Genomic DNA, 11940 nt, shown 5'->3' on the forward strand with positions numbered 1-11940 from the left:
TAGCCGCCCACCTCATGCGCAACACTCTTCGCGAGATCGCATTGCCAGTGTTCGCCATCGCGGCGGCGCTGTTGCTGTTCGGTGTGTTCGTCTGGTTCGCCGGCGCGAGTCCGCTGGATGTCTGGATCATCCTGTTCAAGGGCGCCTTCGGCGACTGGTTCTCGTGGCAGAACACGCTGCAGCGCGCGGCGCCGCTGATGCTCACGGCGTTGTGCGTCGCGATCCCGGCGCGTGCGGGACTGGTGATCATCGGCGGCGAAGGCGCGCTGGTGCTTGGCGGGCTGGCCTGCGCTGCGCTTCCTTATGTGCTGCCGCTGCCGGCGAACATCGCAGGCACGGTGGCGCTGTGCATTGCGGGCGCGGTGGCCGGTGCGGCATGGATCGCCCTCGCGGGTTGGCTGCGTCAGTACCGCGGCATCAACGAAACCATCAGCAGCCTGTTGCTCGCTTATGTGGCGATCGGACTCTTCAAGCATCTGGTCGAAGGTGCGTTGCGTGATCCGGCCAGTCTCAACAAGCCGGCGACGCGATCGCTCGCGGACGGGCTGGGGATCGGCGGCATCGGCGGTTCGGATGTGCACTGGGGCCTGGTGATCGGCGTGGTCGCGTGCATCGTGTCGGGGCTGTGGCTGCGCTTCACGGCCTCCGGTTTCTCGGTACGGGTCGTCGGCGGCAATCCGCGGACCGCCCAGTTGGTAGGGCTGCCGGCCAATCGATTGATCCTGGCCGCCTGCGGCCTGGGCGGCGCGTGCGCCGGTGTGGCGGGTGCGGTGGAGGTGGCGGCGGTCCATACGAATGCCAACGCTTCGCTGATCGCAGGCTACGGCTATGCGGGCATCCTTGTGTCCTTCATCGCGCGGCACAACCCGGTGGCCGTCATCCCGGTGGCGATCCTCTTCGGAGGCTTCGGCGCCGCCGGCAGCCTGCTGCAGCGCCGGCTGGGGTTGCCCGACGCCTCGGTGCTGGTGCTGCAGGGCATGGCGTTCGTATTGATCCTGGCGAGCGAGGGGCTGCGAATGATCGATTGGAATGCGCTGCTCAGGAACCGTGCGCCGAGGGCTGCGCCGAGCACCGCGCTCGCCAAGGAGATCGCGCAATGACCACCGACCAGTGGATCGCCTTCGTTGCCGCGATCGTCGGCGGCGCGCTGCGCGTCGGCGCGCCGTTCCTGTTCGTCAGCCTGGGCGAATGCCTGACGGAGAAGTCCGGCCGCATCAACCTCGGCCTGGAAGGCGTGCTCGTACTTTCGGCGATGGCGTCGTTTGGTGGCGCGTGGCTGACAGGGTCGGCATGGCTCGGTGTGCTGATCGGCGGCATCGTGGGCGCGATGCTCGCGCTGCTGCACGGCCTGCTGTGTTCGCTCGACCGTGTCAACGATGTCGCGACCGGCATCGCGCTGATGCTGTTCGGCACCGGACTCGCGTTCTACCTGGGCAAGCCGCTGATCCAGCCGCAGGCGCCGCAATTGCCGGCGATTCCGCTGGGCAACTGGAGCGACAACCCGGTCATCCGGGCGGCGCTGCAGGTCAATTCGCTGGTGCCGGTTGGCATCGTGCTGGCAGTGTTGCTGTGGTGGGGCTTCGCGCACACGCGCATCGGGTTGCTGGTGCGCATGGCCGGCGATTCCGCGAACGCGACACGCGCGCTCGGCTATTCCGTCGCGGGCCTGCGCATCGCGGCCACCACGGCGGGCGGATTCATCGCGGGGCTCGGGGGTGCGTCGCTGACGCTCTTCTATCCGGGTAGCTGGAACGAGGGCATCTCCAGCGGCCAAGGCCTGATCGCGGTGGCGCTCGTGATCTTCGCGCGCTGGAGTCCGCTGCGCTGCATCGGCGCCGCACTGCTCTTCGGCGGTGCCGGCGCGATCGGCCCGGCGCTGCAATCGGTCGGCGTGGGGTGGGGTTACCACCTCTTCAATACCGTGCCCTATGTGCTCACGCTCGTCATCCTCGTACTGACCTGCAAGCCAGGCAGCGTGGCCGTCGGAAGTCCCGGCGAGCTGTCTTCAACACGTTGAGAATCCTTGTGAGCAGACGATCCATGAATGCCGTCGAGCAAGCCACACGCTTCGTTGCGGCGGACCCGTATCCGTGGCCTTACAACGGCGAGCTGCGGCCCGACAACACGGTGCTCATCGTGATCGACATGCAGACGGACTTCTGCGGCAAGGGCGGCTATGTCGATGTGATGGGCTATGACCTGTCGCTGGTCCAGGCGCCCATAGAGCCGATCGCGCGCACGATGGCGCGGCTGCGGCAACTCGGCTTTCACATCATCCACACGCGGGAGGGCCATCGCCCGGATCTCGCCGATCTGCCGCCGAACAAGCGCTGGCGGTCGCGACAGATCGGCGCCAACGGCGTGGGCATCGGCGACGAAGGCCCGTGCGGGCGCATCCTGGTGCGCGGCGAGCCTGGGTGGGAAATCATTCCCGCGCTGGCACCGATGGCCGGCGAGGTGGTGATCGACAAGCCGGGCAAGGGCTCGTTCTACGCGACCGATCTCGAACTTGTCTTGCGCACGCGTGGCATCGAGAACTTGATCCTCGCCGGCATTACGACCGACGTGTGCGTGCACACCACCATGCGCGATGCGAACGATCGCGGCTTCGAATGCTTGCTGTTGTCGGACTGCACGGCCGCGACAGATCATGGCAATCATCTGGCCGCCCTGAAGATGATCACCATGCAGGGTGGCGTGTTCGGCGCGCACGCCAATTCGGCCGCGTTGCTGGACGCCGTGTCGGCCATGTAGAGAAAGGCTCCGAGCATGATCGCCCCCGTCTACCCGATCCCGCCAGCCACAGGCGCGCTGGCGCTCGACACCTACGAACTGACCAAGCGCTTCGGCAGCTTCACGGCCATGGACCATGTGACCATGCACGTCGAGCCAGGCACCGTGCATGCGCTGCTGGGAGAGAACGGCGCTGGCAAGAGCACGCTGGTGAAGTGCGTGGCCGGCTTCCAGCGTGCGGAAGAGGGCAGCATCATGATCGACGGGCGCGAGCAGGACATCGCGAACCCGATCGTCGCGCGGGCGCTCGGCATCGGCATGGTCTACCAGCACTTCACATTGGCACCGGGCATGACGGTTGCGGAAAACCTGTTGCTGGCGGGCGGCAAGACGCCGGCCATGATCGACTGGAAGCGCAAGCGTGCCGAACTGAAGGATTTCCTGGCCACGACGCCCTTCACGCTCGATCTCGACGTGCGGCCTTCGGAACTGGCGGCCGGCGAGAAGCAGAAGCTCGAATTGCTGAAGCAGCTGTATCTGAAGCCGCGCCTGCTGATCCTCGACGAGCCGACTTCGGTGCTGACGCCGCAAGAGGCCGACGAGGTGCTGGGCCACGTGCGCGAGTTCGCGTTGAGCGGGATGTGCACGGTGCTCATCATCACGCACAAGTTCCGCGAGGTGATGGCCTATGCCGACAGCGTGACGGTGCTGCGCCGCGGCAAGGCGGTGCATCACTGCAAGGTGGCCGAGACGAATCCGGCGAGACTTGCGGCGGCCATGATGGGCGAAGGCGAGGCGCCGCCGCCCGAAAGCGACACGGCTGCGCCGTCCGGGCGCGCGTTGCACGCGATGAAGGACACGCCGACGGATGCGCCCGTTGCCTTGCGCATCGACGGATTACGTGCGCAGGGTGATCGGGGAACGCTGGCGGTGCACGACCTGAGCCTGAGCGTGCGGGCCGGGGAAATCCTGGGCGTGGCCGGGGTCTCCGGCAATGGCCAGCGCGAGTTGGTAGAGGCGCTGGTGGGCCAACGGCCGCGCCTCGCGGGCGAAGTCACGGTGATGGGCAAGCCCTATGGTGCGCGGCGTGAGGAGAACCGGCGCCTGAAGGTGCGAAGCCTGCCCGAAGAGCCATTGCGCAATGCTTGCGTGGGCGATCTCAGTGTTTCGGAAAACATGGCCCTGCGCGATTTCGATCAACCGCCGCTGGCGTGGCAGGCGCTCGGCGCGGGAGTGCTGAACTTCCCGCTGTGGCGCAGTCGTGCGCGCGAATGGATCACGGAATACGGCGTCAAGACGCAAGGGGAGGGCGCGCCGATCCGCAGCCTCTCCGGCGGCAACGTTCAGCGGGCGGTGCTGGCGCGGGAGTTGGCGGGCGACATCAACGTGCTGATTGCGGCGAACCCGGTGTTCGGGCTGGACTTCGCGGCGGTGGCGGAGATTCACAGCCGTATCGTGCAGGTGCGGGCGCGGGGTGGTGCGGTTTTGCTGATCAGCGAAGACTTGGATGAACTGCTGGAAATGGCGGACCGGATCGTCGTGATGAGCGAAGGGCGTGTTGTGTTCGAGACGCCTGCTGCTACGGCTGAAAGGCATGTGTTGGGGGCGCATATGGGGGGCGGGGAGCACGCTGTGGTGGCTTCATGAGGCTCCTCCGGGCCTTGCTGCCGTGTTCGTTTGCTTGGGGGGGCCGCCCGGTATGCGGTGCGGGCTGTGCGACCCCGCTGCGCCGGCCCTTCGGGCTTCCTTGCGGTGCTCGCTCCAGGCGGGGTCCGCGCGAAACTCGCTTCGCTCAAACACACGCGGCCCTGATCCGCCTGAAGCTGCGCTCCTCAGCGGCGCAGAAGGGTCGCACAGCCCGCACCGCACACCGGGCTCCATGGTTGTGCGAGCGATGCGCGCGTCTCGAACGCCAACAGCCTGCGCGTGCATCACGGCGATGGCGGCGGACAGTCAACCCCTTCCCTCTCCGCGGAGGCGGGTGGTGTGCCTTGGGCCGGCCGTTGAGGCACCGCCGAGCAGCGCAGCGGTACGCGGATCAGGGCCGCGCGTGTTTGAGCGAAGCGAGTTTCGCGCGGACCCCGCGTATCGCGAGCAGCGCAGGGCAGCCCGAAGGGCCGGTGACGTCGGCCGGCCCAAGGCACACCGCCCGCCTCCGCCACCCCCAACCCCACTCCATCGAAGGCCCGAAATGCAGGTAGCCGCCACCCCCTTCCCATACGATTTCGATCTCCCGAAAACGGCACTGGTCCTGATCGACATGCAGCGCGATTTCATCGAGCCCGGCGGCTTCGGCGAGACTTTGGGCAACGACGTCTCCCTGCTCGAAGCCATCGTCCCGGCGACGAAGAAGACTCTCGAAGCCTGGCGAGAAGCAGGTGGCCTCGTCGTCCATACCCGCGAGGCACACCGTCCCGACCTCTCCGATTGCCCACCCGCCAAGCGCAATCGCGGCAACCCGAGCTTGCGCATCGGCGACCAAGGCCCCATGGGCCGCATCCTGGTGATGGGGGAGCCGGGCAACCAGATCATCGACGCGCTCGCTCCCATCGAAGGAGAGATCGTCGTCGACAAGCCCGGCAAGGGTGCGTTCTATGCCACGGGCCTGCACGAGATGCTGCGGCGGCGCGGCATCACGCATCTGCTCTTCGGCGGCGTGACCACCGAAGTCTGCGTGCAGACCAGCATGCGCGAGGCCAACGATCGCGGCTACGACTGCCTCCTGCTTGAAGATTGCACCGAAAGCTACTTTCCCGCCTTCAAGGCCGCTGCCGTTGAAATGATTCGCGCGCAGGGTGCAATCGTCGGCTGGACCGCCCCGAGTTCCTCGTTGCTTGCCGCGCTCGGCAAGCACTAACATTGCCCTCGTGTCGACCGTTCGAACCCCTTCCGCGCCAGCCCAGCCCGCTTTGCAGGAGGTAGCGTTCCGCACGCGCGCGGATGAGGTCTACGCGCAGCTCAAGCGCGATGTGGCCGAATTCAGCCTCGTGCCCGGAGACCGCTTCACCGAGAACGAAATCAGCGAACGGCTCGGCGTTTCGCGCACACCGGTGCGGCAGGCGCTCTTCAGGCTCCAGCAGGAAGGCTTCGTCGAAGTGCTGTTTCGCAGCGGCTGGCGCGTGCTGCCTTTCGACTTCGACCAGTTCGAGCAGCTGTACGACCTGCGGATGGTCCTCGAGACCACTGCCGTGCACCGCCTCTGTGAAAGCGACCATCGCGTCGATCGCAGCCTGCTCGACAGCCTCGCCGGCATCTGGCTCGTGCCGTCCGCGCAACGCAGCGCCGACACGGTGCAGGTCGCGCAATGGGACGAGGCCTTTCACTGCTCGCTCGTCGAAGCGGCGGGCAATGGCGAAATGGCGCGCGTGCATCGCGACGTGACCGACCGCATCCGCATCATCCGCAGGCTCGATTTCACCCAGCAGCCGCGCATCGATGCCACCTACGACGAGCACGCCAAGATCCTCAAGGCGATTCGTGCCAATCGCGGCGATCAGGCCGCGATGCTGCTGCGCGCGCACATCGAGACCAGCCAGGCCGAGGTGCGCAAGATCACGCTGCACCAAGTGCACATGGCAAGGCATGCGGGCCGCACACGGCGGCCCGAGCGTTGAGCGCCTGGCGCTCGCCCGTCAGTCTGCAGTGATGCCGCCGCGCTGAACCACCTCGGCCCAGCGCTTTGCATCCTTGCTGATCAGCCCGCCGAACTCCTCGGGCGTCGACGCGGCCGGAACCATGCCCTGCGCCTCGAAGGCCTTCGCGACTTCCGGCTGCTTGAGTACGGCGCCGATTTCCTTGTTGAGTCGCGCGACCACGGCGGGCGGCGTGCCCTTGGGCGCGAGCACGCCGTACCACATGTCGACGTTGCCGCCCTTGATGCCGGATTCGGCGAGCGTCGGCACGTTAGGCAATTGCGGAAGCCGCTTGTCGCTGCCGGTGGCGATGGCCTTGAGCTTGCCGGCCTGGATGTGCTGCAGCGCGACGTGCACCGGCAGGAACATGTAGTCGATGCGGCCGCCCAGCAGATCGGTCACGGCGCCGGCCGTACCCTTGTAAGGCACGTGCAGCATCTCCGCACCGGAGCTCTGCAGCAGCATGGCCATCGACAGATGGTGCGGCGTGCCGACGCCCGGCGTCGCGTAATTCAGCTTGCCCGGATTGGCCTTGGCTGCAGCAACCATTTCCGCGACCGAGCTGGTCTTTTGCACATTGGGATTGGTGACCAGCAGCAGCGTGCCCCACGACGTGAGGGAAACCGGCGTGAAGTCGGAGACCGGGTCGTAGGCGAGAGACTTGTACAGACTCTTGTTCATCACCAGCGTGTTGACCTGCACCATCAACGTGTAGCCGTCTGGCTTGGCGCGTGCCACCTTTTCGCTGCCGATGTTGCCGCTGGCGCCGGCGATGTTCTCGACGACCACCGGCTGGCCGAGCAATGCCGGCAGCCGCGCCGACAGTTGCCGTGCGACCAGGTCGATGCCGGTGCCGGGCGTGTACGGCACGACCAGCGTGATCGGCTGTTCGGGCCATGCGTGGGCGGCCACTGCGCTGGCGGCCATGAGGAAGGCGCCGAGGAATCGGGTCAGTTTGCGCATGATGTCTCCGTCTTTTTGTTGGAAATCAAAGGTAGGAAGGACGGTTCTTCAGCGCGACGGGGTCGTAGCCGGCGACGCGCTTGTAGTTGTCCGAAATGGCTTGCAGTTCGTCCTGCGTCACGAATTCTTCCAGCCGCTCGAAGCGTCGGCCGCCGGAACGTTCGAAGACCTCGCGAAGGATCGTGTCGGGCGGATTGCTGCGATTGGTGAGCACGACGTTCGTGGTCGCCTTCACGCGGACGCTGTCGTAGTCCTCCAGTGCCGGGTTGCCTACGCCCAGCCTTTTCAACGCACCTGCGAGACAGCGGGCGTCGATGATGGCCTGGCCGGCACCGTTCGAGCCGCGCGGCACCATGGGATGTGCCGCATCGCCCAGCAACGTGAGGCGCCCGTGCGTCCACCTGGGCAGCGGGTCCTGGTCGACCATCGGGTATTCGAGGATCGCGTCGGAAGAGCGAATCAGCGCCGGCACGTCGAGCCAGTCGAAATGCCAGTTCTCGAAGGCCGGGAGAAAGTCCTCCAGACGGCCGGGGCGGCTCCAGTCCTGCAGCGCAGGCTTGGGTGCATGGATCTCGGCGACCCAGTTGATGAGCTGGTTGCCTTCGCCGTCCACGTTGTTGCGGATCGGATAGATCACCATCTTCCCCTGGTCGAGCCAGCCCGCCCGGACCATGCTCGCGCCGGAGAGAAACGGCTTGTGCTTCGCGGTGCCGCGCCACATGTTGACGCCCGAGTAACGCGGCGCGCCTTCATTGGGATAGAACTGCTTGCGCAGCACCGAATGTATGCCGTCGCATCCCACGGCCACGGCGCCGCGCACGCTGGGCAGGGGCGAGCCGTCAGGGGAGGTGAAGCGGGCCGTGACGCCGGTGTCGTCCTGGTCCACGCCCGCGCAGCGGTGGCCGCACACGACGGCATCGGCGCCGAGGCGCTCCAGCGTCGCGGCCAGAAGAACGCTGTGGAGATCGCCGCGATGGATCGAGTATTGCGGCCAGTCGTAGCCCGCCGCGCTCCCGGCCGCTTCCCGAAACGCGAGCTGGCCGTGCGAATTGAAGAAGACCGATTCCTGCGTGCGGACGCCCACGGCATCGAGCGTAGCTGCCAGGCCGAGTTCGCTCAGTTCGCGCACCGCATGCGGCAACAGGTTGATGCCGACGCCCAGCGCCTTCAGTTCGGGCACTGCCTCGTACACGCAGCAGGCGATGCCGGCCTGGTGCAGGCTCAAGGCCAGGGTCAGGCCGCCGATGCCGGCACCCAGCACGATGACTTCGGTTTGCTTGCTCATATCTCGTCTCGCTCTTCTTTGTCCAGCATCAATAAGAAAGTAGGAAAGCGGATTAGATCGAGCCATCGATCATTTGGGAAATTTAGATGTCGTATGGATTTATCATGAAGTCATATGAATATGTCGGTCCGTCAGATGCGCGCTTTTCTGCACGTGGCGCGCATTGGAAATTTCACCCGCGCGGCCGAGCAGGCGCACATGACGCAGGCTGGACTGAGTACCCTGGTGCGCGAGATGGAACGGCAGCTCGGCTGTCGCCTGTTCGACCGCACCACGCGGATGGTGAGCCTGACCTCGGCCGGCCGTCGCCTGCTGCCGGTCGTGGAACGCGTCGTCACCGACCTGGACGACGTCACGTCGCGCCTCGGCATCGAAGGCGATGCTGCGCGGCAGACCTTGCGCATTGCCGCGACGCCGTTGGTGTCGTCGAATCTTCTGCCGCAGGTGTTCCGTCAGTTTCGCCATGACCATCCGTCGGTCAGCTTGCGCCTCTTCGATGCCGACCTGCGTGATGTGGAGGAGATGGTCGTCAACGGCGAGGCGGACATGGGCCTGGGCTTCTTCTTCAAGGCGGCGGCGGGACTGGAGCGCACGCCCGTGGGCCGCTTTCATCTGATGCGGGTGGCGCCTGCAGAATCCGATGAAGCATCTGCGTCCACCGGGACGGTGTCATGGTCGGCGCTGCGATCCGCCGAGCTGCTGGCGCTGCCGCAGAACAATCCGATCCAGAAGGTCATCGACGTTCATCTCGGCGCGATCGGGCGGGCCGATGCGCAGCAACGGCAGTCCTTCAACTTCTTCGGCACGATGATCTCGATGGTCGAGGCCGGCTTCGGTACTGCGGTGATGCCCACCTTCGCGCTTGCGGCGTGTCGCCGCCACCGGGTGAGCACCGACGTGCTGGTCAAGCCCAAGGTGGGCATGGATTTCTTTCGCATCACCAAGCGCGGCGCGTACGAGAGCGAAGCCATGCATTCATTCGGCGAAACGCTCATGAAGGCGCTGCCCGTGCTCTCCCGCTAGGGACTGTTCGCGCTACAGCGTGAAGTCGTAGTCGATCGTGATCGGCGCGTGGTCGCTGAACTTGAGCGTCTTGAAAATCGATTCGTTGCGCGCGAGCTTGGCGAGCTTCGGCGTGGCAAGGTGGTAGTCCAGCCGCCAGCCCACGTTCTTCGCGTAGGCCTGTCCTCGGTTGCTCCACCACGTGTAGGCTTCTTCGGTGGTGTCGGGCCTGAGCATCCGGTAGACGTCGACGAGCCCGGCACCTTCGGCGCCGGTGTCCAGCAGGTTCGTCATCCAGGCGCGTTCTTCCGGCAGGAAGCCACTGTTCTTCTGGTTGCCGCGCCAGTTCTTCAGGTCGATCTCCTTGTGCGCGATATTGATGTCGCCGCACAGCACGAATTCGCGCTCGCGCTTGAGCGCCACGAGATGCGGAAAGAAGCCTTTGAGAAATCGATACTTCGCCGCCTGCCGCTCTTCGCCCGATGAGCCGCTCGGGAAATAGCAACTGATGACTGACAGCTTGCGTTTCGGCGTATCGAAACGCAGTTCAAGGTAGCGGCCCTCGGCGTCGAACTCGCGATCGCCCCAGCCCACGATGACGTCGCTGGGCGCATGCTTCGTGTAGATCGCAGTGCCCGCATAGCCTTTTTTCTCTGCGAAATGAAAGTGGCCTTTCAGCCCCGCCATTTCTTCGAAGCGGCCCTCGATGTCGCTCGCCTGGACGCGGATTTCCTGCATGCAAATACAATCCGGCGCCAGTTCGGCCACCCAGTCGGCAACGCCTTTGGTGGCAGCCGATCGCAGGCCGTTGAGGTTGAGGCTGGTCAGTTTGAACACGAGGACATTCCCTATGGCTGGAGAGATTGAAGAGGGCAGCGCGCTCGCACAGGAGTTTGTGCAGTTCGCTCTGGAGTCGGGGGTGCTGCGCTTCGGCCAGTTCAAGACCAAGGCCGGTCGCATGAGCCCCTATTTCTTCAACGCGGGCCTGTTCGACGACGGCGCCAAGCTCGCGAGGCTCGCCGGATTCTATGCAGACCGCCTGATCGCCAGCGGGCTGGAATTCGACATGATCTTTGGCCCGGCCTACAAGGGCATCCCACTGGGTGCCACAGTGGCTGCCGAACTCGCTCGCCGCGGGCGCAACGTGCCGTTCGCCTACAACCGCAAGGAAGCCAAGGACCACGGCGAGGGCGGCTCGCTGGTCGGCGCGCCGCTCAAGGGCCGCGTGCTGATCGTGGACGACGTGATGTCCGCCGGCACCGCGGTGCGCGAATCCATTGCCGCCATCCAGAACGCTGGCGCCACCCCGCATGCGGTGGCCATCGCCCTCGATCGCCAGGAGATGGCGACCGAAAACGGCCAGGACGTGGCGCACAGCGCCGTGCAATATGTCCGCAATCAACTGGGTCTGCACGTGATTGCGATCGCAACGCTTGACGACTTGTTACAGTACCTCTCAGGCCGTGCCGACGACGAACTGGGCGCCCATCACCAGGCGGTGCTGGCATACAGGACTCGTTACGGCGCAAGCTGATTCAACCCGCCTGAAGGACTCACGTTGGCGAGAACCTACGCACTGATTGGATTCCTGGCGCTCACGCTGGTCGTTGCCGGCGAAATCCGCGCGCAACAAGCCGGCGCAGCGCGCCCGCCGGGCGGCGCTGCCGGGGGCGCATCCAGCAGCGCCGGCATCTACAGTTGCGTCGACGCGCGGGGCCACACCATCACCGCCGACCGACCCATTCCCGATTGCATCGACCGGGAGCAGCGTGAGCTGAACCCCAGTGGCACGATACGGCGCAAGGTCGAACCTACGTACACGCCGCGTGAACAGGCCGAGCGCGAAGAGCGCGAACGCCAGGCGCAGTTGCAGGCGTCGCGCCAGATCGAAGAGCGGCGGCGCGAACGTGCGTTGCTGATCCGCTATCCCAATGCCGCTGCGCACGACCGCGAACGCGCCGAAGCGCTGGTGCAGATCGATGCGGTGATTCAGGCGGCCAAGAAGCGCCTTGGCGAGCTGGCCGAGGAGCGCAAGCGGATCGACGAGGAGCTCGAGTTCTACAAGGGCGACCCGGCCAAGGCGCCGGGCTCGGTCCGCCGCAAGGCCGACGACAACGCCAGAAGCGCCGAGGTGCAGAACAGGTTCATCGCGGAGCAGGAAGACGAAAAGAAGCGCGTCAACGCGCGCTTCGATGAAGAACAGGTGCGCCTCAAGCCTTTGTGGGCTGGGAAGTAGCTCGCCCCCAGGTTGGCTCACTTCGTGTAGCCGCCCACCCCCTGCCGGGGGCAACACCGGCGGCCCGGCAAAGCCGGTTCCGCGGTGTT

The 11940-nt window shown here is 65.8% G+C and carries 12 protein-coding genes; 9 read left to right on the forward strand and 3 right to left on the reverse strand.

What is annotated here, in order from left to right; genetic code table 11:
* Positions 1 to 14: 14 nt before the first annotated feature.
* From AC1DHL_RS26405 to AC1DHL_RS26430, 6 genes are all read left to right on the forward strand, one after another.
* Positions 15 to 1100: an ABC transporter permease gene (locus AC1DHL_RS26405; protein ID WP_478163925.1), complete on the forward strand. Its 1086-nt coding sequence runs from the start codon at positions 15 to 17 to the stop codon at positions 1098 to 1100.
* Positions 1097 to 2017, forward strand: a complete 921-nt coding sequence (locus AC1DHL_RS26410) for an ABC transporter permease (protein ID WP_478103644.1) — start codon at positions 1097 to 1099, stop codon at positions 2015 to 2017. The genes AC1DHL_RS26405 and AC1DHL_RS26410 overlap by 4 nt, the downstream gene beginning before the upstream one ends.
* Positions 2018 to 2040: 23 nt before the next feature.
* A complete protein-coding gene (biuH, locus tag AC1DHL_RS26415; RefSeq protein WP_478103696.1) occupies positions 2041 to 2754 on the forward strand; it encodes a biuret amidohydrolase in 714 nt (237 codons plus the stop codon).
* 15 nt (positions 2755 to 2769) lie between these two features.
* Positions 2770 to 4380, forward strand: a complete 1611-nt coding sequence (locus AC1DHL_RS26420) for an ABC transporter ATP-binding protein (protein WP_478103645.1) — start codon at positions 2770 to 2772, stop codon at positions 4378 to 4380.
* Positions 4381 to 4924: 544 nt separating this feature from the next.
* Positions 4925 to 5590 (forward strand): cysteine hydrolase family protein, encoded by a 666-nt coding sequence (locus AC1DHL_RS26425; RefSeq protein ID WP_478103646.1) that lies wholly within the window; start codon positions 4925 to 4927, stop codon positions 5588 to 5590.
* A gap of 10 nt (positions 5591 to 5600) precedes the next feature.
* Positions 5601 to 6347, forward strand: coding sequence for a GntR family transcriptional regulator (locus AC1DHL_RS26430; RefSeq protein WP_478163926.1), 747 nt, complete (start codon positions 5601 to 5603; stop codon positions 6345 to 6347).
* 18 nt (positions 6348 to 6365) lie between these two features.
* Here the strand turns inward: AC1DHL_RS26430 and AC1DHL_RS26435 are convergent, their stop codons facing one another.
* Positions 6366 to 7328, reverse strand: a complete 963-nt coding sequence (locus AC1DHL_RS26435; RefSeq protein ID WP_478163927.1) for a tripartite tricarboxylate transporter substrate binding protein — start codon at positions 7326 to 7328, stop codon at positions 6366 to 6368.
* A gap of 25 nt (positions 7329 to 7353) precedes the next feature.
* Complete coding sequence (locus AC1DHL_RS26440; protein ID WP_478163928.1) at positions 7354 to 8613, reverse strand: flavin-dependent oxidoreductase; 1260 nt, start codon at positions 8611 to 8613, stop codon at positions 7354 to 7356.
* A gap of 114 nt (positions 8614 to 8727) precedes the next feature.
* Here AC1DHL_RS26440 and AC1DHL_RS26445 point away from each other — a divergent pair, with 114 nt between their 5' ends.
* Complete coding sequence (locus AC1DHL_RS26445) at positions 8728 to 9636, forward strand: LysR family transcriptional regulator (protein ID WP_478103652.1); 909 nt, start codon at positions 8728 to 8730, stop codon at positions 9634 to 9636.
* Positions 9637 to 9648: 12 nt separating this feature from the next.
* Here AC1DHL_RS26445 and AC1DHL_RS26450 read toward each other — a convergent pair whose 3' ends face one another.
* Complete coding sequence (locus tag AC1DHL_RS26450) at positions 9649 to 10452, reverse strand: exodeoxyribonuclease III (RefSeq protein ID WP_478103653.1); 804 nt, start codon at positions 10450 to 10452, stop codon at positions 9649 to 9651.
* 13 nt (positions 10453 to 10465) lie between these two features.
* Between AC1DHL_RS26450 and pyrE the strand changes: the two genes are divergently transcribed.
* Entirely contained in the window at positions 10466 to 11149 is a 684-nt protein-coding gene (pyrE, locus tag AC1DHL_RS26455) for an orotate phosphoribosyltransferase (RefSeq protein ID WP_478103655.1), read from the forward strand.
* Positions 11150 to 11173: 24 nt separating this feature from the next.
* On the forward strand, positions 11174 to 11851 hold the full coding sequence (locus AC1DHL_RS26460) for a DUF4124 domain-containing protein (RefSeq protein ID WP_478103656.1): 678 nt from the start codon (positions 11174 to 11176) through the stop codon (positions 11849 to 11851).
* Positions 11852 to 11940 lie beyond the last annotated feature (89 nt).

The organism is Variovorax sp. 10L426 (genome assembly GCF_056395305.1).